General features: G+C 34.2%; 24 protein-coding genes. 5 read left to right on the top strand and 19 right to left on the bottom strand.

The features are described 5' to 3' along the window. Positions 1-3: 3 nt before the first annotated feature. Positions 4-1,314, bottom strand: a complete 1,311-nt coding sequence (locus SBL15_RS10665; protein ID WP_317955947.1) for a GntP family permease — start codon at positions 1,312-1,314, stop codon at positions 4-6. 182 nt (positions 1,315-1,496) lie between these two features. On the opposite strand from SBL15_RS10665, the gene SBL15_RS10660 reads away from it, so the two are divergent. Further along, positions 1,497-2,423 (top strand): LysR family transcriptional regulator, encoded by a 927-nt coding sequence (locus SBL15_RS10660; protein WP_317955946.1) that lies wholly within the window; start codon positions 1,497-1,499, stop codon positions 2,421-2,423. Between the two features lie 132 nt (positions 2,424-2,555). Here the strand turns inward: SBL15_RS10660 and SBL15_RS10655 are convergent, their stop codons facing one another. The 5 genes from SBL15_RS10655 to SBL15_RS10635 all read right to left on the bottom strand — a co-directional run bounded on the left by SBL15_RS10655 (position 2,556) and on the right by SBL15_RS10635 (position 5,975). Further along, positions 2,556-3,194, bottom strand: a complete 639-nt coding sequence (locus SBL15_RS10655; protein WP_107612247.1) for an NAD(P)-dependent oxidoreductase — start codon at positions 3,192-3,194, stop codon at positions 2,556-2,558. 126 nt (positions 3,195-3,320) lie between these two features. Further along, a complete protein-coding gene (locus SBL15_RS10650; RefSeq protein ID WP_053016131.1) occupies positions 3,321-3,749 on the bottom strand; it encodes an Rrf2 family transcriptional regulator in 429 nt (142 codons plus the stop codon). 170 nt (positions 3,750-3,919) lie between these two features. After that, complete coding sequence (locus SBL15_RS10645) at positions 3,920-4,936, bottom strand: hemolysin family protein (RefSeq protein WP_107612248.1); 1,017 nt, start codon at positions 4,934-4,936, stop codon at positions 3,920-3,922. Positions 4,937-5,093: 157 nt separating this feature from the next. Continuing rightward, a complete protein-coding gene (locus SBL15_RS10640) occupies positions 5,094-5,525 on the bottom strand; it encodes a 6-pyruvoyl trahydropterin synthase family protein (RefSeq protein ID WP_107612249.1) in 432 nt (143 codons plus the stop codon). A gap of 18 nt (positions 5,526-5,543) precedes the next feature. Beyond that, a complete protein-coding gene (locus SBL15_RS10635) occupies positions 5,544-5,975 on the bottom strand; it encodes a MerR family transcriptional regulator (protein WP_011274485.1) in 432 nt (143 codons plus the stop codon). A gap of 142 nt (positions 5,976-6,117) precedes the next feature. Between SBL15_RS10635 and SBL15_RS10630 the strand changes: the two genes are divergently transcribed. Next, positions 6,118-7,443, top strand: coding sequence for an MFS transporter (locus SBL15_RS10630; protein WP_107612250.1), 1,326 nt, complete (start codon positions 6,118-6,120; stop codon positions 7,441-7,443). A gap of 109 nt (positions 7,444-7,552) precedes the next feature. Here SBL15_RS10630 and SBL15_RS10625 read toward each other — a convergent pair whose 3' ends face one another. The 11 genes from SBL15_RS10625 to SBL15_RS10575 form a co-directional block, all read right to left on the bottom strand. After that, positions 7,553-8,413, bottom strand: coding sequence for a patatin-like phospholipase family protein (locus tag SBL15_RS10625; protein WP_107612251.1), 861 nt, complete (start codon positions 8,411-8,413; stop codon positions 7,553-7,555). Between the two features lie 569 nt (positions 8,414-8,982). Next, positions 8,983-9,207 carry a hypothetical protein gene (locus SBL15_RS10620; RefSeq protein WP_011274482.1) on the bottom strand — a complete coding sequence of 75 codons (225 nt, stop codon included), beginning with the start codon at positions 9,205-9,207 and terminating at the stop codon, positions 8,983-8,985. Between the two features lie 154 nt (positions 9,208-9,361). Continuing rightward, positions 9,362-10,534 carry a YbfB/YjiJ family MFS transporter gene (locus SBL15_RS10615; RefSeq protein WP_317955945.1) on the bottom strand — a complete coding sequence of 391 codons (1,173 nt, stop codon included), beginning with the start codon at positions 10,532-10,534 and terminating at the stop codon, positions 9,362-9,364. 58 nt (positions 10,535-10,592) lie between these two features. Further along, a complete protein-coding gene (locus SBL15_RS10610) occupies positions 10,593-11,228 on the bottom strand; it encodes an ABC transporter ATP-binding protein (RefSeq protein WP_107612253.1) in 636 nt (211 codons plus the stop codon). Continuing rightward, entirely contained in the window at positions 11,221-11,988 is a 768-nt protein-coding gene (locus SBL15_RS10605) for an ATP-binding cassette domain-containing protein (RefSeq protein ID WP_107612254.1), read from the bottom strand. The genes SBL15_RS10610 and SBL15_RS10605 overlap by 8 nt, the downstream gene beginning before the upstream one ends. After that, entirely contained in the window at positions 11,955-12,722 is a 768-nt protein-coding gene (locus tag SBL15_RS10600) for an ABC transporter permease (protein WP_317955944.1), read from the bottom strand. The genes SBL15_RS10605 and SBL15_RS10600 overlap by 34 nt, the downstream gene beginning before the upstream one ends. Further along, positions 12,722-13,678 carry an ABC transporter permease gene (locus SBL15_RS10595; protein WP_107613317.1) on the bottom strand — a complete coding sequence of 319 codons (957 nt, stop codon included), beginning with the start codon at positions 13,676-13,678 and terminating at the stop codon, positions 12,722-12,724. Before SBL15_RS10595 ends, SBL15_RS10600 begins: the two co-directional genes overlap by 1 nt. A 2-nt stretch (positions 13,679-13,680) precedes the next feature. After that, positions 13,681-15,234, bottom strand: a complete 1,554-nt coding sequence (locus tag SBL15_RS10590; RefSeq protein WP_317955941.1) for an ABC transporter substrate-binding protein — start codon at positions 15,232-15,234, stop codon at positions 13,681-13,683. Next, positions 15,231-15,923, bottom strand: a complete 693-nt coding sequence (locus SBL15_RS10585) for a class I SAM-dependent methyltransferase (protein WP_011274475.1) — start codon at positions 15,921-15,923, stop codon at positions 15,231-15,233. The genes SBL15_RS10590 and SBL15_RS10585 overlap by 4 nt, the downstream gene beginning before the upstream one ends. 247 nt (positions 15,924-16,170) lie before the next feature. After that, entirely contained in the window at positions 16,171-17,532 is a 1,362-nt protein-coding gene (gene brnQ, locus SBL15_RS10580; RefSeq protein WP_160380533.1) for a branched-chain amino acid transport system II carrier protein, read from the bottom strand. Positions 17,533-17,756: 224 nt separating this feature from the next. Then, positions 17,757-18,956: a GTP-binding protein gene (locus SBL15_RS10575; protein ID WP_107612258.1), complete on the bottom strand. Its 1,200-nt coding sequence runs from the start codon at positions 18,954-18,956 to the stop codon at positions 17,757-17,759. Positions 18,957-19,214: 258 nt separating this feature from the next. Here SBL15_RS10575 and SBL15_RS10570 point away from each other — a divergent pair, with 258 nt between their 5' ends. Genes SBL15_RS10570 through mntC form a run of 3 tightly spaced genes read left to right on the top strand, consistent with a single transcriptional unit; the run spans position 19,215 to position 21,713 of the window. Beyond that, complete coding sequence (locus tag SBL15_RS10570; RefSeq protein WP_317955939.1) at positions 19,215-19,958, top strand: metal ABC transporter ATP-binding protein; 744 nt, start codon at positions 19,215-19,217, stop codon at positions 19,956-19,958. Next, the gene (locus SBL15_RS10565; RefSeq protein ID WP_317955937.1) at positions 19,951-20,787 is read left to right on the top strand and encodes a metal ABC transporter permease; all 837 of its coding nucleotides are present in this window, start codon (positions 19,951-19,953) and stop codon (positions 20,785-20,787) included. The genes SBL15_RS10570 and SBL15_RS10565 overlap by 8 nt, the downstream gene beginning before the upstream one ends. Beyond that, entirely contained in the window at positions 20,784-21,713 is a 930-nt protein-coding gene (gene mntC / locus SBL15_RS10560) for a manganese ABC transporter substrate-binding lipoprotein MntC (RefSeq protein WP_107612261.1), read from the top strand. Before SBL15_RS10565 ends, mntC begins: the two co-directional genes overlap by 4 nt. A gap of 101 nt (positions 21,714-21,814) precedes the next feature. Here the strand turns inward: mntC and SBL15_RS10555 are convergent, their stop codons facing one another. Both SBL15_RS10555 and SBL15_RS10550 read right to left on the bottom strand, forming a co-directional pair. Then, positions 21,815-23,710 (bottom strand): DUF5776 domain-containing protein, encoded by a 1,896-nt coding sequence (locus SBL15_RS10555; RefSeq protein ID WP_107613320.1) that lies wholly within the window; start codon positions 23,708-23,710, stop codon positions 21,815-21,817. Between the two features lie 14 nt (positions 23,711-23,724). Continuing rightward, entirely contained in the window at positions 23,725-24,792 is a 1,068-nt protein-coding gene (locus tag SBL15_RS10550; RefSeq protein WP_107612263.1) for an acyltransferase family protein, read from the bottom strand. Positions 24,793-25,062 lie beyond the last annotated feature (270 nt).

Here is a 25,062-nt window from a genome sequence, read left to right as displayed (position 1 = left end):
TTCTTAAAAAATAATAACGCCTAATAATATAACAATTAGCGCTAAAAGATTGGCACCTGTGTTTGTTATAAATAAATATTTAAAGCCGTTTTTATGTGTTAATCCTGTAATTGCAAAGAATGTTAATACCACGCCTGTATGAGGCATTACTGTAAATATTGATGATGATATCGTTGCAACTCTGTGAATGACTTCAGGATCAATGCCCATATCAACATAGTGTTTACCGAATGCTTGTAACACAATACCAAGTGAACCTGATGCTGAGCCTGTAATCACACCAAATAGTGCTGATGCAACAGCTAAACTAATTAATGGATTACCAGGAATATTTAATATTAATGAGCGAATTGTTTCGAATCCTGGTGCCAATGTAATAACCGTTCCAAATGCAATTGCTGAACCAGTAAGGAACATTGGCATTAATGAATTAGATGCACCTTCATTGATCACTTTCTTTTGTACTGGAATGTATTTAAAGAATAGCAGTGCTGAAAGTATCACAGATGTCGTTAAACTAATAAGTATGATATTTGAGATACCCATTGCACTACCAATAATGTTCATTACTATGAGCACTAATATTGGTAATATACTGAGTAAAAAGTTTGGTGTTTTTTCTTTCGTTTCCAAGTTCTTATCCTCAATATCATAGTCCGTAAATGATTCACCTTTGGCGATACTCTTGTTTAATGCATGTTTCATATACCAAAGTCCAAATGCAATTGCGACGACCGTTCCAACTATCCCTAGTAACGGTGCTGCTGTTAAAGTTGTGTCTAAATACTTAGTTGGTACAACATTCTGTACTGAAGGTGTACCAGGTAGCATTGTCATTGTAAACGTACCCAAACCAAGCATAACTGGTATACCGATTAAGTTCCAAGCTAAGTCCATTTCTTTGAAAAGTGGTTTCGCTAATGGAATTAATACGAATACAACGACATATAGACTAATACCGCCATATGTCAATATCGCTGTAATAATAAATATGGCAACTAAAATAGCATATGGACTATTCGTACCAGTCTTAGAAACAATCTTTTCAGCGATAGATTGAGCGGCACCACTTTCGTCCATAAATTTCGCTAATAACGAACCGAGTATAAAAACGCCAAAGAAGCTAACGATGAAGTCCGCTAAACCAGTCATATAAGACGCTTTCGTTCCAATTAGTGAGTCGAAAAATGGTAATTTATTCGTCAAAATGACTATAATAGATGCCACAGGCCCTATAACTAAAATAGAATAGTTTTTGACGGACATATATATAATAAAAATAATTGCTAATACAATTCCTATCGTTCCGATCATGTCGATAACGTCACCCCCAACGGTATGAAAATAACAATACGCATTCTGGAAAATGTGTCTGTTTTATGTCTAAATCTATTATCTGACCATATGACCTGAAAGTAAAAGACGTATTTAACTATCAAATATATAACTAAATAGTTATAGCTATATATAAATCCAACTGAAAGGAGGACATCGATATGACCTATAAAAATAAAATTCAATATTTAGAAGCCATTCAACGTTACGGCAGTATTTCACATGCAGCGAAACACCTTTATATTTCTCAACCCTATTTAAGCCGTTATATTAAAGACGTTGAGAATGACTTAGGTGTGACATTAATTAACCGGGACAGCAACCCGCTAGAACTTACGTATTCAGCTGAGCGATTTCTAGATTATTTACATGAAATTGAGGATATTGATACTCAAATGCGCGATGAATTGCAGACGATTTCTAATTTGAAAAAGGGGCGTATCCGTATAGGTGTTAATCCTATTTTAGCTACACATACGCTTTATAGTATCTTGCCAAAGTTTATAGAACATTACCCGGGCGTGGAGATTGAATTAGTAGAAGAAGTGGCACATCGAATTGAACAAATCGTTTCCGATCAAAAAGTGGATATAGGTGTGACGATTTTACCGTTATATACCGAGGATTTATCTTATGATATTTTATATACAGAAAATTTATATTTAGCGTTACCTCCTGGACATCAGCTTATCGAACAAGCTAGAGCACACGCTGACGATGGTGAATTTCCATTTCATTTGTTAGATAATGAGAAATTTATCTTGCTTAAGCCTGAAATGACATTACGCCAATTATCTAATCAAAACTTAAATGATTATAATGTTGTACCTGATGTGATGATGGAAACGGTTAGTGTCGAGAATGCGCTTCGTCTCGTCAATGAAGGCATCGCGATCACATTTGTCCCTAAGAGTGTTAAAGATATGACGTCTCATCGTTTTAATGGCGCGTTTGTCCAATTGAACCCACACCACTATTACAATCGAGTCGTATTAGCATACAAAGAAAATGATAAAAAACCACTATCTAGAGCAGCTAAGACATTTATCCAAATGGCGAAATCCGGAATGAAGCAAGATATGAATTAACAACTACTTGATTAGACATAGAAAAGACGAAGGACGTGGAACAATGAATTCATAAAGAATTCTGTTCCACGTCCTTCGTTTGCTTATTCTCAGACAATAATCATTTAGCCTTAAAATTTATCGTTCAATATATTATGCTTGTTCGCCAACGACTGTGAATCGCTCGTTAATGTGAGCTGCATTTTCAGCTTCATCTACAATTGCAATAGCGTAATCTGCATAGCTAATGTAGCTATTACCTTGACTATTTACAAGCAATTCATCTTTACCTAATGTATAAGAACCTGTACGTTTACCTTCTGCATCGAACTCTGCTGATGGACTAACAAATGTCCAAGTAATGCCCTCGCTATCTTGAAGATCTTGGAGATTACGTCCTTGACCTTTAGCAGTTGGTTTAAACATATCTGGGAAATCTGGTGTTTCAAGTACACGTGTTGTATGCGCCTCATCTACGAATAAGCTACCTGCACCACCTACTACAATCACTCTTGTATCTACCTCTTTAAGCAATTTAATTAGAGCGCGTCCCGCTTCTACATGGGCTTCTTCCTCACCTAATGGCGCACCAAAAGCATTTACAACAACATCAAGATCTTTGATGTCATCTACTGTTAAACTGAAAATATCTTTTTCAAGCACTTTCACATCTTGATCATTTAGTTTGCTCGCATTTCTAACAATTGCAGTGACTTCATGACCACGTGCTTGTGCTTCTGTTAATACTTTATTTCCAACTTTACCTGTTGCTCCGATAATACCGATTTTCATGATTTATTCCTCCACATTTTTATATTTATGGTGATGTCAGTCAATTAGGTCGTTGTGAGACAGCTTCATTATCGCACTTGTACTTGTAACTATAATAGTTACATGCAAGATATAACGGATGACGACTTATCCGTTTCGTTGCAAGATGCCTGTAACAATATCATCCATTGTGACATTAGCCAAGACACCTTCCATCGCATCTTGTGCACGTATGAGAATGATTTCAAGCACACTCTGGATATTGGCACCTACAACACAATTTATATTCGTGTCTTCATGCATTTGGAATAATTCACCTTCGTCAACGACTTCCACCGCTTGATACACATCAAGTAATGTAATGTCTGTTAAAGGCTTTCTCAGTTGAATGCCACCACTTCCTTGCTGTGTTTCGATTAAATTCGCTTGTTTCAATTTACCTACTAATCTTCTAATTACTACAGCATTGGTGTTCACACTACTAGCAATCCAAGAGGACGTTAGTGGTTGCGACTGTTCAACTTTGACTAATGCTAGAATATGCACAGCCACAGTGAAACGACTACTAATTTTCAATCTTCTCACCTCATGTAACCATTATAGTTACAAGTTAATTAGTAAGTCAATGTTTTTGAATTTACTTAATTTTGATTTTAAAAAAGACCCTATCATCAAGATTTTTAAAATCTCAATAATAGGGTCATAATAAGACATAATAATATTAATTATATAAGACTAAATTCACATTAATTATATTCATCTTCGATATCGCCAACGATTTCTTCAAGAATATTTTCTAATGTAATGATTCCCTTGAAATCAGCGTCATTATAAACAGCTGCGATATGCACTTTTCTCTTTTTCATCATTTCTAAAATGTGTTTCAATGGTGTATTCATTTTAACGTTAATAATTGGATTAACGAACGTCTCTAGTTTAGATGGTTGTTCCACATTGAACAATGATTTGGAATGTATGAAACCAACAATTTGATCATCTTTAACAGCTGGATATCTTGTAAACGCATCTACTTTAATTTGTTGAATTGCATCATCAAAACTCGTATTTAAGTTTAGCGTTTTAACATGTTTTTCATCAATCATAATATCTTTTGCGACTAAATTATCAAACTTAAATGCTTGGTTAATATGATGTAACTCACTATCATTAATTTCGCCACCTTCATGGCTATCGTGGATTAATTGTTTCAGTTCTTCCTCAGAATGGAAGACTTCACTTTCTTTAGCAGGTTTCATATTGAACATTTTTAATATCAAACGTGCTGCACCATTTAATATCCAAATAAATGGATACATTATTTTATAGAAAAAGATAATCGGTTTCGCAAAAAGCAATGTAATATATTCTGCCTTTTGGATAGCAATCGTCTTAGGTGCCATTTCACCTACAACAACGTGTAAAAATGTCGCGATAACAAATGCGCCACCAATTGTAAATGGATGTATCCAAGCTTCAGGAATACCAATACTGCTGAATAAAGGATGTAATATAAATTCAAATGTAGATTCTCCTACCATACCGATACCTAGTGCGGTAATGGTAATACCTAATTGGCAGGCAGCTAAGTATTCATCAAGATGATCGACAACCTTTTTTGCGGCAATCGCTTTCTTCTCACCTGCATTAGACAATTGTGCAATTCTTGTTTCTCTGACTTTAACAATAGCGAACTCTGTCGCCACGAAAAAAGCCGTTAGGACTAATAATAATATAAAAGTAATAAGACTAAGTGTGGTCCCCAAATATGTTCCTCCAAAATAAAAAATTGTAGACTTGCTACTATACTAATTATATCAATAATACATATATAATCAAAATATTTAAATTTTGATTAATTATATAAATAGTACTTAATTCAAAAGGTAAAATTGAGAACCCCTCTTTTTTATAAGTAGTGACTTAAGACTTCATAATGGAACGATTTAGACTTACCCCATGGCGGTCAGTCTCAAATAGCTGTAACGCATACATACAATGTTCACCCGGAAGATGTTGTTCAAATTCATCCCAAATCCACATTGCAATATTTTCAGCAGTCGTATTCATATCAGGCAACGTTTCGTTAATGAGTTGATGATTTAATTTAGGTTCGATCACTTTATTATAAATCGCATCTACTTCATTAAAGTCTAATCCAAGACCATAATCACCAATTGGTGAAAGTACGTCTACATACAAGCGATATGAATGATCATGCAAATCTCGAAATATATCTTCACTAAAATAAATTCGATTATCACACTTGAAATCATATTGTTGTTTTAAAACAGTTCGGCCCTCTCTATATTTGAATTGATTGGGTGGTTGGATATGATCGAAATGATTAGACATGATTTCTTCCTCCTTAATTTATCTATTCACTATTTCAGGTTTTTCCCACAGTTTATCCACATTATCCTTTGATAGTTCACCTGCATTAAATTGAGCTAAATGACTATCATAGGTATCTATCTTATATTTCAATAAATTTCTAGCTTTGTGCATTACTTCTAATTTGGCATCTAGTTCACTTAATTGTTCATTAAGTATCTCTTTTTGACGTTGCTGCGTGTCTTCATTTGAAGGTAATTGCCCTAGTTTACAAAACTCTATAAGCAATTCAATTTTCACACCAGCAAGACGTAAGTTTTTTACTAAATATATCCAGTTCAAGTCGTTTGTTCTATAATCACGATAGCCATTTTGATTTCGTTCAACTGGTGGTATAGCGCCTACTTTCTCATAATATCTCAATGTATCTTGAGATAATCCCATAAATTCTACAACTTCTTTCGTATTCATAGCACATTCACTCCTTATCGTTCCCTAAGTTATACCATAATTTAAAAATTTTAGTCATTGGAAATTTTTAAAAATTAATACTTGCTATGGAGTTCACTCCATAGTTTAGACTATTACTATTCTTCTAAAGGGACGTGTCAATATGTTTAAAAAGACAAATCAAATTATACTCTTCATCATTTTATTTAGTTATTTTTTAATATTAATGGATAACTCAATTATATTTACAAGTACTGTCAAGATCGCTCAAAGCCTACATATGGATAAAGCGTCCTTATCTTGGGTATCAAATGCTTATACAATTACATTCGGTGGTTTCTTATTGTTAGCAGGTAGACTAGGTGATTTATTAGGGCGTAAACGTATATTTTTAAGTGGTTTAGTGTTATTTGGGATATCAAGTTTATGTATCGGGCTTGCACAAAATAGTATACAAATTATTACTTTTAGAGCAATACAAGGTATTGGTTCGGCGATTATTGCACCTACAACACTCGCTTTACTTATGGACCATTTCGAAGGTAAGGAAAGAAGTAAAGCCATTAGTTACTACGGCGCCACTGCTGGTATTGGTTCAAGCATTGGTTTACTTCTCGGTGGTTGGTTAACAAGTACAATCAGTTGGCGATCTGGCTTCCTGATTAATGTTCCTTTCACTATTATTTTAATTATCTTAACGTTGCTTTTTGTAAAATCTACTAAGGTTCATCGTGTACGAATTGACTTTATTGGTGCAATACTTTCAGTTATTGCGATAATGACACTTGTATATGGCATGACAAATGAATCTATCATTGCAGTCATTATTGGGTTCATTTTATTAATTATATTCGTAATATTTGAACGCAAATTACCATTTGCATTAATGCCAATGTCATTATTTAAGAATAAGGTGCGCACAGGCGCTTATGTCGGTCGTTTTATATTTATGATGGCAATGTTATCTTATTGGTTTATCTTGCCACAAATGATGCAACATTTATATCATTATACACCGTTACAAGCTGGTATGGCTTTCTTACCTTTAACCATTGTTAATTTTGTTGCGGCATTGTATCTTCCTTACTTTACTGAAAAATTAGGCAATACAAATGTGCTATTACTCGGTCAAATTATACTGACTTTAGGATTAATTATTACAGCTAGTTTGAATCCATTACATGGATATTGGCTTGCGATAGGTATTCCGATGTTACTCGTAGGTCTTGGTCAAGGTTGGTTACTGGCTCCTATTACAAGTGCCGGCATTCATGAAGTAGATGCTAGTTTATCAGGTGCTGCAAGTGGAATGACTAATACCATGCACCAATTAGGTGGCCCAATCGGCTTATCAATTATCGTCTTTTTCACATCAAATATAACGCATATTATTCATTATTATCACGTTGTGATGTGGCTAATTGTTATTTATATGATTATCGGCTTCATTGTGTTATGGATGACTCAACGCCAAACAAAGTCAATTTAAATGGAAAAAAGGAGATGGACAGAATTTTATTAAATTCATAGTCCAAGTCTCCTTTTTATAGTCAATATTCAATAACAATGTCACTTTGATCTAAACTTAAAAGTCACTTTTATTCATTCCAAAAGTTTCTAATTATCTCTACATCTTCAAGTGCCTGAGCTTCTCCAGCTTTGAAAATGTCAGGTCGAATTGATGGATCTACTGTATTACCGCCTAGTTCATTTAATTTATCAAATACTGCTTTACTAGGTGTAATTAATTTGACTTTAGCGCCACTTTCTTCGAGTTCTTTAATGGCATCTTCTAATTTATATGGTGTTGAAACAGGTAGATTCGTCGCAAAGATAAGTACTTTCTTAGCACCTTTAGCTAAATCTGCATTCTCCATGGAATGACATCCACCATCAAAATGTTTGACACCATCAATCGTCGTAGCCGGCCAAACACCTGGTAACGAACCACTTGAAGCCATAGCTCTGTGTAAATTCACTTGACTATCAGACGTTAATGCGACACGCTCTGACTTACGCGCATTAATAGCAGTAATCATCAAATTAGATGGCCATTCAGTACCTTTAATTCTATGCTCTAAGCGAGTAATATGTACGCTCTCATTAAATTTATGATCTTCTAGTGCGTAGATACTATAATTCTCAATCCATTCTTTAGGTGAATTCGAGTGCTCTTGTATTTGAGCATATCTTTCAAAAATCCCTGACATATCTTTAACTGGCGGCATTTCATTTGATTTAGGTGCAATTTGCTCATCATAAATGACATCAAAACTCTTGTCAGATGTTAAACCTGTAGCAGCTTGCGCGCCACCCGATGTACCTATCATTAAATCTGCATGACGGACATCTATACCTTGATTAGATAATGTTAACAGATAGCCTAACTCCCAACCTATGGCTAGCGAACCACCACCGCCAAGTACAATTGCATGTTCTAAATTGTCTTTTTTATTCATATTACATATCTCCTTTAGTCAATTACATTGAATATAATCTCTTTTTATTCATATTACAAAAAAGAAGGGAGGCTGGGATATATTTCCCAGATAAATAGCCAGTAAATAAGGGAGTGGGACAGAATTCTTTTTAAATTCGTCGTCCCACCCCCGCAAGGATGACTAGAACTGAAAAAAGCTTGATTTAAGCGCATTTTCAGTTCAGTCAGCTACTGCGAATTTGCAAAATAGCATCATCATATTATTTATGTCCCAGGCTCTTTTTATAATTATTCAAGAACTTAATGTTCCAGCCTCTACAAATATATATTAGCAGTAGTTGACTGGTGAGCGAGGCCCCCCAGCAAAGAGAATTTCCTGAAGGAATTCTACAAGCTAGGCAAGCTGGGGTTTGGGGACCTAGCAAAGAGAATTTCCTGAAGAAATTCTACAAGCTAAGCAAGCTGGGGTTCGGGGCCCCAGCAAAGAGAATTTCCTGAAGGAATTCTACAAGCTAAGCAAGCTGGGGTACAACGAAATTAATATTGGAAAATATTATTTCTGACCCACTCCCCGACCGATAATTCATATTAATCTAAATAATTTTCAGCATGCTCAAGACCGAAATGTTCATCTTTAGCTTTTTCTTTTTCGTATTCTTCTTGAGAGATTTGTGTAATACTCTCAACTGCATAACTTACTTTTTTCGCGAATTGTTCAACTTCTTCTTCATTTTTAGCCAATACAAATACTGTTAAGATATTATCATCAACAATATCTTTATAATGTTGATAACGTAATTTATAAATATTCATGTGACAATCCCCCTATAAATTAAAAACCTCATGCCGTTTCATTTTTCATGAAAGGTTTAATTAGTAAAATATGCCCTATTTTTATGACTTCCAAACTTCTATATTGCTTACGATTTAAAAAATTCTTAACCAAACCATGTATTTCCACATGTTCTTATTTATATGCATTAAATCTATAGCTTATTACACTAAATATGAAACCTAGTATAAGTAATATCATTGCGAAGGTTAACGCCAACTGATAATTATTTGAGTCTCCGATGAGTACTCCCGCAATCATTGGCGCTATCATTTGTCCGACACTATAAATGACTGTTAATAACGATACAAGATTTAACTTTTGATTTGTATGATACATAAGTTCTTGGCTTTTCGACATAAATAATGTTGTTAAACCTAAGAAGGTTGCACCAAATAGCATCGAAGCAATGATTAATCCTAGCATATGATGTGAAAAGATAGGCAATCCTACACTAATAATTTGTAATATTAATGCACTATATATCGCCTTTTTGTACCCAAACTTTTCAGCAAATAATGACCAAATTAACGTGGCCGGCATAGCGCCTAGTCCTACAAACATCCAACTTAATGCAGCGTAATCTGCGTATGCAGGTATAGTCTTAATAAGTGCGACTAAAAATGTTCCTGTAACAATATAGCCTGCTCCCTCAAAAAAATAGGCAATCGAGAATGGAATAATAAATGCACGATTTAATGCCTTTCCTTGATTCTGATTTGATGACGTTGTATGTATAGAGATTGAAGGGTTGTCTTTCATGCTGGTTAGTATAATGATACCTGCCATTAAAGCCACAACACCTAATATAATCCATGTTGCTTTCCAAGTCTGACCTTGTGTATAAAGAAAGATAAAAATACTACTAGAAAATATCACTATTCCTACTGCACTATATAAAATTCCCGAAATACTTTGTTTATTAGCCATTCTTAATGCTTCTAACGCCACGTTAGATGCTAAAACAAAGATCGTACCACTCGTTATCCCGGCAATTATTCGCAGTACTGACCAGATAAGAAAGTGCTCTGAAAATCCCATTAAAATAACAGAAATTACATTAATCATGACATACAACTTTAAATCAAAGACTTTAGATTTTATCGTAATAAACATAGGTATGATAGCACCGATTAGATAACCTAAATAATTGAATGTCGCTAACAGACCTGCATTCTGGTTATTCATCGAGGTATCTTGTTGCATAAATGGCAAAATCGGCGTATATGCAAAACGGCTAATTGACATTGCAATCATTAATGCTAGCATGCTTAATACCAATTGTTTATAAGCTTGTTTAGGTATCATAAAAAACCTCCCGTCCAGTATGTACCATTAAGTATATACCTTATCAGGAGGTTTGACTCTAATTATTCAATTGTTTGAGTTGTAACTGAACGCCTTTAAAGCGACTCAAGACGTACGCATCATGTGAAATAATGATTAATTGCGTTTGCTTTAATGCGATTAACATTTGAAGTATTTCTTCCTCGTTAATCACATCTAAGTTTGTCGTTGCTTCATCTAATATCAATATCTCTGGTTCTAGAATTAGTGCCTTCGCTATCCAGACACGTTGAAATTGCCCACCACTTAGCGTTGAAATGCTTTGATTGAGTATGCTTTGTGGTAACTTACATTGTCTAAGTACCGCTTCTATTCTTGATGTGTAACTTTGCTTATCAAATTTGTAATTCTTAAGTGGTTCTAATAACGTAGATAATACGGTTTTACGCTGATTTAATGTGTCACGTTGATACTGAGGAACATATTGGATGTGTTTCATCCATTCTTTTGCCGTATATGACTTACGCAATTGGCCATTAAAGTATAAGTCACCTTGATAATTCATATCTAATCCGGCGATAATCTTGGCTAACGTAGACTTACCACAGCCACTTTCACCACTTATAAGTAAATGTTGGTCATTAATTGCACATGATATATCTTTGAAGATAAGTTTCCCATTAATGTATTTAGTTAATCTTTCAATTTTAAGCATAGGCCTGTCTCCGATGTGCGATAGCAATTAAATTTTTCGTATAGCTATGTGTGGGGTTAGCTAAAATGGATGATGCCTCACCACTCTCAATCAATTGACCTTGCTGCATAATACTAATATGAGTGGCATAATCCTTAACTAAGTTAATATCATGTGTAATAAAGATAATTGTCATTTGATAATGTTCCTGTGCCTTAATCAAATAGTGCATAAACTTTTTAACATTCTCTTGATCTAGCGCACTCGTCGGTTCATCTAAAAATAAGTAGTCCGGACGTCTAATTAATGACATTATAAAGGCTACACGTTGTGCCATACCTCCACTAAGTTCAAAGGGATATCGTTTAAGTAATTGTTCACCTTGATTTAAACCGAGTAATTGCATTTTATCTAAGACGTCTTTCTTGATATCTTGTTTAGATAGTTGTGAATGGTTAGCTTCATAAATATATTGGAAATGTTTAGCCAAGGTCACGTTTTGAAACATATTACTTTGAACATCTTGAAAAACGGCATCCGCCTTATTCAAATCAATCCTGATAGCTCCTTGATAGCTTAGTTGTGATGGCTTCATTCCAAGAATAGTTCTCGTCAATAATGACTTCCCACTACCACTCTCACCTATAATGCAATGAAATGCACCTTTAGTTATTGTCAAATTCACATCGTTTAACAATGACCGATTATGATCTAAGATGGATAATTGATTGACTTTAACTACAGGCGTCATTGTGTTATTTTTTTGTTGATCATTTGACATAATAAGGCGAAACCTCCTAACAGTACACCAGGGAAGAAGAAGAGCCAAGGTGCACCATTGAAATAACTTTTCCCGTCAAAGAGAATGGTTCCTAACTCAGGCGTCGGTGGTTTAATACCCAGGCCTAAAAAGGCAAGTCCAGATATACTTAGCATCATTTTGCCAAAGTCAGCCGTGACCAAAGCAAATATATTACTTAGTAAATGCGGAATCACGTGCGCCACTGTCGTTTTAAACGTTGAGTTACCACTTAGTCTTGCATAACTGACAAAGGGACGTTTTTGAATATCTCGTGTTAAATTTCTGAAATAACGTAAATAACGGCCTATCCATCCAATCGTTAAAGCTAGTATCAAACCTAGCATTGAATTACTTACTAAGCTTAAGATGACTAATGCAATAATAAACGAAGGAATTGCCAATAGCATATCAGCAATAAACATGATGATTTGGTCTAACCATTTTCTTTCTATACCTGCAATTAACCCAAAGACCAGTCCAATGCAAACACTTAACAGAATTACCACGCTAGTTAAACTTAATGTGACTAGGCTACCTACAATCATTCTGACTAAGAAATCTCTGCCTAATTGATCCGTGCCTAACCAATGTTGGCTATTAGGTGATTGAAGTGGGTCCAAGTTTTGTGTGTCTTGCATAAAGCAATATACAATTAGTACAAACATCACACTTAATATTGTACTTATGGAGATGTAAGTTTGATATTTTTTCATCACGACACACCTCTTTTCTCATGGGCTTGGCGTTTGGTATGTCGTCGTCGAAGTCTAGGTTCATTGTTTAAAATGATAATGTCGCCTAAATAATTAATGAACATAATTAAGACGATGATAAAGACCACAATGCCTTGAATAAGTGGATAATCTCGTTGATTGATAGCATTAATTAATAATTTCCCTATACCAGACATGCTGAAGATTACTTCAAGTATGACTACTTTTCCTATTAAATGAATCACACTGTTAATTGAAATGGTCATGAGTGGTGCAAATATCTCTTTAATCTGGACAATGATACGCGCCTTTAATGAATAATGTCTTAACTGAGCAAGTTGATACGCATCGTTATCTAATGTTTGCGCAATAAGGTGCGATGTCATCAATAAGATATGACATCCTTCTATAACAACAATGGTGAAGATGGGTAGCACGAAATGTTGCCAGGAATCGCTACCTACAAAAGGTAGCAACTGCCAACGTACTCCTAAATAATATATAAACAAAATGGCTAACCAATATTCCGGCATAGAAGTCATCACTTGAGCGAATCCACGAATACCATTCGCGTATCGAGTATGTGGGCGCGTTCCAATAAAATAACCAACCATATAACCAAATGGCAACATGATACAACTTGAAACAACGATTAATATTAATGTTGGAATGATGGCCTCCATAATCATAGTTGTTACTGGCTCATTTGTACTAAAACTGTATCCCAAGTTACCAGTAAGTGCATGTCCAACCCAATCGATATATCTTAATAAAAAATGCTGGCCCAAACCAAGTTTATGTTGTGCTGCTTCAATATATTCCTGGGTAATCGACGTATAACCATGACGTTGTAAGTATAGTATCGCTGGATTACCTGATGTCTTCTCGACTAAAACGAATATAATAAACGAACTCACGATTAAGTAAAGTATTAATTTAATTGTTCGTTTAAGCATTGTTACTCATTAACTTTCAACGCTTTATAATCAATAGGAGCATCAGTAAGTCCAGAGAATTTGAATTGCTTCACTTTATCACTAACGACAAAGGTTTCATTTGGATAAGCAATAGGCACACCATAATATTGTTGATTAAAGTGTTTAAATATTTCATCAAATGAACGCTGTTGTTCTTTTTTAGATACAGTTGTTGGGAAATCATCTAGTTGCTGAGTCAATGTTTTATCATTAGCTAATACACCTGACTTGCCATCATTATTTTTAAATACTGAACTCATGAAATTATATGGCATTAAGGCATCTGAATACGTTCTATAGAAGATGAGGTCATAATCTTTTTTCGTCCATAACGTATCATAGTATGATTGTGAATCTAACGTTTTCACATTTAACTTAATGCCAGCTTTTTTAAGTTGACGTTGCACTTTTTCTGCTTTATCTTTCCAACTTGAGAATTCTGCAGTTTGAATAACCAAATTAAATGTTAATGATTTACCGTCTTTTTCAAAAATGCCGTCCCTGTTCTTGTGATAACCTTCTTCTTTAAGTAATTTCTCAGCCTCTTTTACATCATAGTCATGTGCCTGTTGATTATCTTTGTTTACAAATTCTACGTTCTTCTGGAATAAACCATTTACAGATTTACCCGCAATATCTTTTGTATCGATGCTCTTACTAATGGCTTCACGGATTGTACGTTGTTTTAATACATCATTATCCGGATTAAATGCCATGAAATGACTTACTGTACTTGGTTTATCTTCAACAGTTAAGTTTTTATTTTTCTTGTCTTGCTTAATTTGCTGATCTGACAGCATTCCTAAAGCGCCACCAGAAATATCTACAGAACCACTTTGAACTGCTGAGTTTCTTGAATCTCCATCTTCAATTGTTTGGAACGCAAGATTATAGTTAACTGGATGGCTGTCGTTGAAATACTTATTTGGCTTCATCGTCGTTTTTTCTTTGCCAGTTTTATCAACGACAAAGGCACCTGTTCCAATCGCTTTTTCAAATTTGCCATTTACTTTACCATTTTCAACGGAATGTGGACTCATAATACGTAATGGTCTCACTTGTGTTAATTCATTCAACACTTGATTTGATGGTGACTTCAATCTAATTTGGACAACATGATCATTTTTAACAACGACCTTATCCAATTTTTTTAACGTTTCTACAGTCGTATCTTTGTTCATCGCTTTCGCACGCTCAATCGAGAATTTCACTGCTTTAGCATCTAAAGCCGAGCCATCTGAGAATTTAACGTTCTTTTTCAAATGGAATTCATAAACTTTTCCTGAGTCATCAACATTCCATTTTTCTGCTAAACCAGCTTTCACACCTTTGTCTTTATCATATTTAACTAATGCATCATATATTGCACTATAGACTGGCATTGCGGCGTCATAACCTTGTGCGTCAAGTTTATCTGCTTTCGCTTCAGTAGGTAGCGATACTGTGATATTTTTATCTTCTTTTTGGTCATTCCCACAACCTGCTAATAAGAGCGTTGCGCTTGCTGCCATTGTAATTAATACACGTTTTTTCATTTCCCGATACCTTCTTTCACGCTTGCTTTAATTAAAAATGATTCCTCATAAAGTGTTTGTAGATAATCATTTGGTGATAGATAAAAATCACTATAATGTGTTAAATCAATCACGTCAGGCACAGGTTCTTTCATTACTGCAACTTCAAACCCTGCATCAACAAAACTATCAACGATATGTTTTAAAGAATGGTTCTGAGAAGGTGTTGCGCCGTATTGATTAATCGTGTCATCCATAAATTGACGACTAGGATTATTGGTTAAATCGGCGAATGAAGCATAGTAAACGCCTCCCGGTTTCAACACTTCTTTTAAATCTTGTGCATGTTGTGGAATGTCTTCGATTAAGTACAGGACAGATGTACTTACAGCAGTATCAAATGTTCTATTTGTCTCTTGTGGTTTATCGGTTAAATAATATGTAAGTGGACGTTCGCCTTTTAAAGTTTCTGCCTTTTCTAAAGATAAACGTGCTAAATCGATGCCGACACCTTCTTTAAATGGCGTTGTGTCATATAATTTTCTTAAAAAGCCACCTTGATTACATCCCACATCTAAAATTGTCTTCCCTTTGATATCCGATGTATCAAGCATTTCTATAGTTCTCTCCCAAGCTTCTTGATGGTCACGCGCCATATCATCATCTGATTCTTGGCCTTTTTGCCACCAAACATCATAACTCTTAGTCATCTAATTCTCCTCGCTCGTTTTAAATCGTAATAATTACGTTTTAAATAGTACTACACTATGTACAATTACACAATAAGAATTTTAAAAGTTATGATTGAATGCAAAAAAATAAGCTATGGGGAAGGTTGACTAGAATTAAAAAGATGCTTGTTACAAGTGCATTTTAATTCAGTCAACGACTGCCAATATATATTTTTAGCCTGAGACATTGATTTATGTCCCAGGCTTACATGTTATTATTTAATATTTATTGTGTTTGAGTTTGTCTACGAGAACGAATTAAATAAACGATAAGTCCTATTACAAATCCTATGATTGCCGGAACAATCCAACCCATTCCAATTGTGAAGAACGGTAAATAACGTTCAGCGAAACTTATTAATGCTTGTGCAAATGATGTCTTTGCAAAGAATTCTGGGCTTGCGTTTACACCATCAAAGAACGCTGCAAACATTGTAAAGAACGTTGTAAATTTATAAACAATTGTCGAATGATTAAATAATGGACTGACAAGCGTTAATAAAATCAGTGTAATCGCTAGCGGATAGATAAACATCAATACTGGCGTTGAATACATAATAATTTTAGTTAACCCGACATTAGCGAAGATACAAGCGAGTAATGCTACACCTGTTGCTAACCAAAGGTAATTCATTTTCGGGAATAGTTCTGTAAATGTCTCTGAAAATGCAGTAATTAAACCAATTGCCGTCTTCAAACATGCGACAATAATAATTAGAGATAAAATGATAATACCGTAATCTCCAAGATAGTGCTGCGCAATTTGAGCCAGTGCGATACCACCATTTTCACTCACTTTAAAATGACCTAAACTCATTGTACCCATTAAAGCGAGTAACGTATAAATAATGCCCATTCCTACGATACTTATAAAACCTGACTTGAAAGTTTCTTTAGCGATCCCATTTGGATTAGTAATACCTAATTTCTTAATTGTTGTCACAATGATAATACCGAAAGCGAGTGATGCAAGTGCATCTAGCGTATTATAACCGTCTATAAACCCTTTCAATAAGACACTATCACTATAATTTGCACTTACTGGGGCATGACTAATACCGCCCATTGGTTTAATAAATGCTAAGACAACTACGATACCTAGTAATACTAAAAATACTGGATTTAAGAATTTACCTATGTAATCTAAAATTTTAGATGGCTTTCTTGAGAAAAACCATGCTATAAGAAAGAATAAAATACTAAATATCGGTAATACAACTTTTCCAGTACCTGCCGAAATAAATGGTGAAAATGCAATTTCATACGATGTTGTTGCAAGCCTTGGTAAAGCAAAGAATGGTCCAATGACCAAATATAAGGCAATCGTAAATGCGTACGCATAGCCTTTACTCACTCGAGATGAAATATCGAAGACGCCATTTGTTTTAGAGATACCAATCGCTACTATACCTAGAAAAGGTAGTCCAATGGCTGTAATTAGAAAACCTAAATTCGCAAGCCAAACATTTGAACCTGCTGTTTGTCCAAGATGAATAGGAAAGATTAAATTTCCTGCACCAAAGAATAAGCCAAACAACATCGAACCAATAAATATATTTTCTTTGATTGAAAGTTTTTGTTTCATCATGTGTCATATCTCTCCTATTATATGTTTACTAGCTATTATACATAAATTTAGTGTCGATTTGTTCAAAATATTCAATAAATTTAAATCATCAACCATTTGAGTTGTTCTTTCATAAAAAAGACACCTCGCCACAGAGCGTTAACTTACTTTAACGCAATGTGCAAGGTGTTAAAGCCATCTTAAGTCTTACTTTTAAAAAATTATTGCTTTACTATGTCGTGAGTTTAAGCTTTTCGAATTTGCCAATGATATGGATCTTCTAATTGTTTCCAATCGCTATCAATTTCATCACCATTGACTAAGCACTGGTCTAATTCTTTCACAATTTTTTCTTGATCTAATTCAGTACCTATAATCACAAATTGTGTATTTCTGTCACCATATTCTATGTCCCAACTTTGCGCAACATCAGGTCGCTGATTTAAAATTTGTTCTCGTTGTTCTTTGGACATCGCAGCCACCCAATAGGTTACCGGACTAATATTACAAGATGAACCTGCTTGTGATAGTAGACATGCAACTTGATTATATTGTGCCAACCAGACGATACCTTTAGCACGAACAATATTATTAGGCATTTGTTCTAACCAATCGTTGAAACGTTTCGCGTGAAACGGTAATCGTCTTGAATAAACGAAAGAACCGATCCCATACTCTTCTGTTTCAGGTGTATGTTCCGCGTGACCACCTTCAGTTAATTCTTTTATCCATCCTGCAGAGTTACTCGCTTGTTCAAAGTCAAAGCGACCTGTATCTAATACGTCGTTAATATCAACTTCGGCATTTGTTGTTTTAATTAGATGTGCATCTGGTTGTAACTTTCTTAAGATATTTTCTAATTTTGTTAATTCTGCTTCGGTTACTAAATCTGTCTTATTTAGCACTAAAACATCACAGAATTCCACTTGATCAATAAGTAAATCCGCAATTGAGCGCTCATCTGTTTGATCTGCACCTTGATCACGATCCACAAGTAAATCTTCGGAATTAATGTCGTTAATAAATCGATTAGCATCCACAACAGTTACCATCGTATCGAGTTTACAGATTGACGTTAAATCGATACCTAATGCTTCGTCAATATAAGAGAATGTTTGAGCAACAGGTACCGGTTCAGATATACCTGTAGATTCAATCACGATATAATCAATATTTCCCTTTTCTACTAAGCGCTCAACTTCTTGTAATAAATCGTCCCTTAACGTACAGCAAATACAACCATTTGACAGTTCTACTAGTTTTTCATCCGTTCTTGATAGTCCACCCCCATCTGCAACTAAGTCTTTATCAATATTGACCTCGCTCATATCATTAACAATAACCGCAATTCGACGACCTTCCCGATTATTTAAAATGTGGTTAAGTAATGTTGTTTTACCTGATCCAAGGTAACCACTCAATACCGTTACAGGTATCTTGCCCATAAAATCATACCTTTCTTTTTATAAATCGTAATAATTACGTTTTATATTTTACATTTAATTATTTAATTGTCAATCGAGCCACGTTTCATTAAATACAGCAATATCAATAATTAACGCCCACTTTAGACCTTACTTTCGGAAACAAATTTATACTATTACCACATTTTTATTGACTATCTCGACTTGACACAAACTGTTTTCGGTGTTTATTATAAAATAAATTAGGTTAACCTAAACTTTTATTTAGGAGGTAATTGATTGATAGACATTAGCAACATGAATTTGCATTTAAATCATAAACATGTGCTTAAAGATATTACTTTAAAGATTCCAATTTCTGGAGAAATTATTGGTATTATGGGGCCTAACGGTGCTGGTAAATCCTCTTTATTAAAAAGTTTAATTGGATCGTTTAACGCGAGTGGCGAGATGAATTTATATGGCAAATCCATACATAAACAATTGCAATATATTACATATATTCCTCAAAAAGCACAATTAGATTTGGACTTTCCAATCAATGTTGAAAAAGTCATCTTGTCTGGTTGTTACCAAACCATCGGCTGGTTCAGACGCGTCGATCACGCGTCAAAAATGAAGTTTCATAAATTATTAAGAGACTTAGACTTGGAATCATTACAATACAAACAAATTTCTGAGCTTAGTGGTGGGCAGCTGCAACGTGTACTTGTGGCACGAGCTTTGATGTCTGATAGTACCGTCTATCTATTGGACGAACCATTTGTGGGCATTGACTTTAATAGTGAACAACTCATTATGGAAAAGCTTCAACATTTAAAAAACCAGGGCAAACTTATTCTCATTGTGCATCATGATTTGTCGAAAGCTGAACAATATTTTGATCGAATTCTTTTACTTAATCATACAGTTAGATTTTTCGGTCCTAGTCATCAAGGGATGCAGCCACAATATTTAAACCGGACATTTCTATTTAATGTGACTTCTACTCTTAAAGAAGGGAGTGACATATCTAATGACTGATTTCATTCAACATTTATTCGATTATCAATTTTTAAATCGAGCTTTAATTACATCTATTGTCGTAGGTATTGTGTGTGGAACTGTAGGAAGTTTGATTATCCTCCGTGGATTGTCGTTGATGGGAGATGCGATGAGTCATGCTGTTTTACCTGGTGTGGCGTTGTCATTCTTATTCAATATTCCAATGTTCATCGGCGCATTAGTCACTGGCATGATCGCAAGTTTATTAATTGGCTACATTTCAAATAATAGTAAAACGAAACCTGATGCAGCTATTGGTATTAGTTTCACTGCGTTTCTCGCAACGGGTGTCATCATTATTAGTCTTATTAATAGTACGACGGATTTGCATCATATTTTATTTGGAAATTTACTCGCTATTACCCGAAAAACATTTTGGACAACCATCATTATTGGCGTCATTGTGATACTACTCATTGTCATACTTTATCGTCCATTAATGATTTCAACTTTTGATGCGACATTCAGTCGTGTGAGCGGATTGAATACAACAATGATTCATTATTTTGTAATGCTGTTACTCGCCTTAGTAACCGTCGCGAGTATTCAAACTGTCGGCATTATCTTAGTCGTTGCATTACTTGTTACATCGGCGTCGACTGCCTTTTTAATCACAAAGAATCTATATTCAATGATGATCGTAGCAAGTTTAATAGGCATAGTAAGCTCTATCATAGGATTATACTTTAGCTTTATTTACAATCTACCGAGTGGTGCAACGATTGTTATTGCAACATTTAGTATTTATATCTTGACTCTTCTCTTTTCAAAAATAAAAACAAAGTATAGAGGTGTACAAACAACATGAAAAAATTTATTCCATTACTTATCGCATTAATCTTAGTACTCGCAGCTTGTGGTTCAAATTCAAGTGATCAACACTCTAAAGGTCATGACAAATTAAAGGTCGTAACAACTAATTCTATTATTTATGACATGGTTAAACAGGTTGGTGGAGACAAGGTTGACGTTCATAGCATTGTGCCTGTCGGACAAGACCCGCATGAATATGAAGTTAAACCGAAAGATATTAAACAACTTACTGACGCAGATGTTATCTTCTACAATGGTTTCAATTTAGAATCTGGTAACGGTTGGTTTGAGAAGGCTTTAGAACAAGCGGGTAAATCTACTGATGACAAGTCAGTCTTCGCGGTGTCTAAAGGAGTTAAGCCAATTTATTTAAACGGGGAAACTGGTAATAAAGATAAGATTGATCCACATGCGTGGTTAAGTCTGGATAATGGTATTCAATATGTTAAGAATATTCAAGAACAACTCGTTAAAGCAGATTCATCACATAAAGCTGATTATCACAAACAAGGTGATGCTTATCTTGCTCAACTTGAAAAGTTAAATAAAGACAGTAAAGATAAATTCAATGATATTCCGAAACAAGAACGTGCCATGATTACAAGTGAGGGTGCTTTCAAATACTTCTCAAAAGCCTTCGATATTAAACCAGGGTATATTTGGGAGATTAATACTGAAAAACAAGGTACACCATCACAAATGAAACAAGCTATCAAGTTTGTTAAAGACAATCACATCAAACATTTATTAGTTGAAACAAGTGTTGATAAAAAATCTATGAATAGCCTATCTGAGGAAACAGGTAAAAGTATTTACGGAGAAGTATTTACAGATTCAATTGGAGAAAAAGGATCGAAAGGAGATTCATATTATAAAATGATGAAGCATAATATTAAAACAATCCATGGCAGCATGGAATAGAATGTAGTCATTCATGTAGTAAGTCCATGGAAATCATCCTCCTATTAAAATGGCCAGTAAATGAGTTTTAACAACTTCATTTACTGGCTTCTTTAGTTTCATTACTTAATTATCTCAATAAAATCTTTATTTGCTGTTAGGAATAAACCTTCTTGTGTTACTAAGCGTGGTGTTGAGTTAGTCGTATAAATGATGTCTCTGATAGGTAATACATCACCTTTTTTAAGTTTACGTACTGTATTGTCTTTAAACTCACGTGAATCATAGAGTTTACACGCTTTTATAACTTTAACTTTCTTAGGCACCTCAGTAATATACTTGTTTAATCCTGATGTGTTGATTAAGGTTATAAAATCCTTATTCGCTGTGATTATACTACCATTCTTTAATATCAGACGAGGTGTGCCTTTCGATGTATATTGAATATCTGACGCTTCAACTCTAGTACCCGCTTCTAGACTACCTACTTCTTCTTTAAATGATACATCTTTGTATATTTTAATTTTTTTCAGTGTCATCATCGGATTCGTTATTCTCGTGAAATATTCACTTTTACGGTTTGTTATTTGCTGTGTTTTATTCTCATTCTTTTTATGCACAAATTCAACTTTGAAATTTTGGCGTTTCATTTTAAATACATCGTTGAAACTTGGGTATGAAGCATACACCAATGAGCGTCCTGACTCACCATAATTCACATTAAAATTAATATTGATATCTTTATTTAACTTTTCAAATTCCTCATGTGGAACATAAATTCTATCGTCACTATATTTATACGTCACTTCATATTCATTCGCTGCATTGTTGATTTCAATGAGACTCACTGATTGAATGCTTATATCGTCTGGTTTCATGACACGAATGACTTCGTATTTGTTTTCTCCCATCATTTGCGTACCTTCGTAAACTGGGTAGCAATCAACAACAGTAGGTTTAATCATGTCATATTGATGAACGAAATCTCTAAAGACAATGCCATCTTGAATAATATAGCGCCATTGGTCATTAACGACATCCTTTGTAAAATTAACAAATACTGATTCATCTGCATGATGATATAACGTGTAGATTTGCTTGAATACTGGATTCGTAATCAATGTATTGATATCAATACCTTGCTCTTTTATTTTTTGTTCAACCTTTTCAATTACTGCATAAAATTTCTCTTTATCTGCAGATTTAATAAATGTCTTCGTACGAAGGAATCTCGAAATAAAGTCTACTTCAACTATTCTAGCTAAAGCCATATGCTTTAATTCTGAAGACATATCCATATCACAGGTTCTATCCAGAACTTCTAAATTTGAGTTTGCTTTTTCTAACATAGATGTTTGCTGAACTAGCGATTTGTTTTCATCGTAACGATTTACGTGATACATAGGTATTGTGGACATTGTGATATCGTCCACTTTTCCAAATAGTTGAAAGAAAAACAACTTATCCTCGCCATATTTCATATGTTCAAATTCAATATGATTATCCATGACTAGACTTCGTTTAAATACCTTTCCTGGTGGTCCTACTGCTCTAAAAATCTTACTAATATCTTGTGGTTTTAAATGTGATGCTTCTTTATAAGAAGTAAACTTAGCATGATACTTCACGTTTTTAGACTTATGTTTATAACTTTGTCCAAAACCAAGGTCGGCATCATCTGCATTCACTTTCTCAATTACTTGAGGGAACCCTTCCTTATCTAACCAATCATCCGCATCAAGTAACGTAATATATTTACCTTGTGCCTGTCTCATTCCAATGTTTCTTGGTTCAGAAGGACTACCTGTATTTTCAGGTAATTGAATTAATTTTATAAAGTCATAGTCCTTTTCATAATGCTTGATAATGTTAACCGACTCATCAGTTGAACAATCATCTACAAATATCGCTTCAATATTATTCTTGTCCATCTTTAAATCAATTAAAGACTCTATGCACTTTTCTAAAAACTGCTCCTTATTGTAAACAGATACAATAATTGAAACTAATTTAGCCATGCTTCTCCCACCTTTTAATCCACTAAATTTTGTTTATAACTTTGATAATACGTTTCATACTTCATTTTCCCTATACCGCCAACAATATACTTACCAAATTTACTTAAATTCATTACATAAGCGATACATATTGAGAATGTCACAGTTAATGTAAACGTAAATAGGATGTTTAACAACGGATGATCGTGTAGCGCTCCTAATCTATGCACAAAGAAGTAATGAATTAAATAAATTGAAAATGAATAATTACTAATGAAAATAATAAATCTTGGAACGTATTTGAAATAAGATGCAATTAAAAAGAATAATAAAATAACCAGTGTCACATAAATAGGTGTATCAAAACGTTTAGAGTCGACTAAAGTTAAAATTCCAAATAGATAATTGCAAACCACAAAAATGGTAACAATTATCGTTCCGCTCACAATATGGATTGTGTATTTTTGAATATGGTTCATTAGTTTCTCATAATGATAACCCATATAGAAACCTAATAGGAAGTAACTCAACCATCCAATAAATATCATCCAGCCTTCTCTTTGCCACAACCAATTAAAATAAATTGATTCTGGTGCGGGTATGAAGTTTCTCATAGCCCAGAATAAAGTGGTAATTATTAATGAGTAGATAACTAATTTGATTGGATTAAGTTTGACCAAATGTTTAGCAAATATTATATGTAGTAAATAGAACTGAAAAATAATTACAATAAAATAAGTTAATGTCCCACCATGGAACATCATAAATACAACAGAATCCATATAATCCTCAAAATTCTTAGGATGTCCATACACATACGCAAGTCCTAAATTAATGATGACATATGGAATGCCTAACGTTAGTAGCTTTTGCTTAAAGAATCCATCTTTCACTTTCGTTTTATACTGCTTAGCTAACAAGAACTCTGAAATAAAAACAAACATTGGTGTCGCGTATAGCAATAACAATTGAAAAATTCTTAACAAGTAGCCTTCATTAGGCATGTCGAATTTATAAAAAGTCGTTGTTATTGTATGTATCATTACAACACTTAAACACGCGATTGTGCTCATCCAGAAAATAATCGATGTATAAACTCTCATTTGTATCTCCCTTTTACATACTAAACTAAGATTGCTTTATGTTTGAATTTTTAAAAAAATCGCAATCAACCCTCATTGTACAATAGTCATTTATATAACTTCAAAAGAATACAAATGAATTATTTTGATTTTTACAAATAAGTTGTTAAACATACTAAGATTAGCTGTGAAGAAATCTATGACGATAGATTTCTTCACAGCTATTTTTTATAGTTGTAGAGAGAAGTAGACTGTAGGCTCCCTTGGATTTTAAATCCGTATTATAAACTA

This window comes from Staphylococcus sp. NWU MKU2 (assembly GCF_033283605.1).
GTDB classification, from domain to species: Bacteria; Bacillota; Bacilli; order Staphylococcales; family Staphylococcaceae; genus Staphylococcus; species Staphylococcus haemolyticus.
This window is presented reverse-complemented; position numbering and strand designations above follow the sequence as displayed.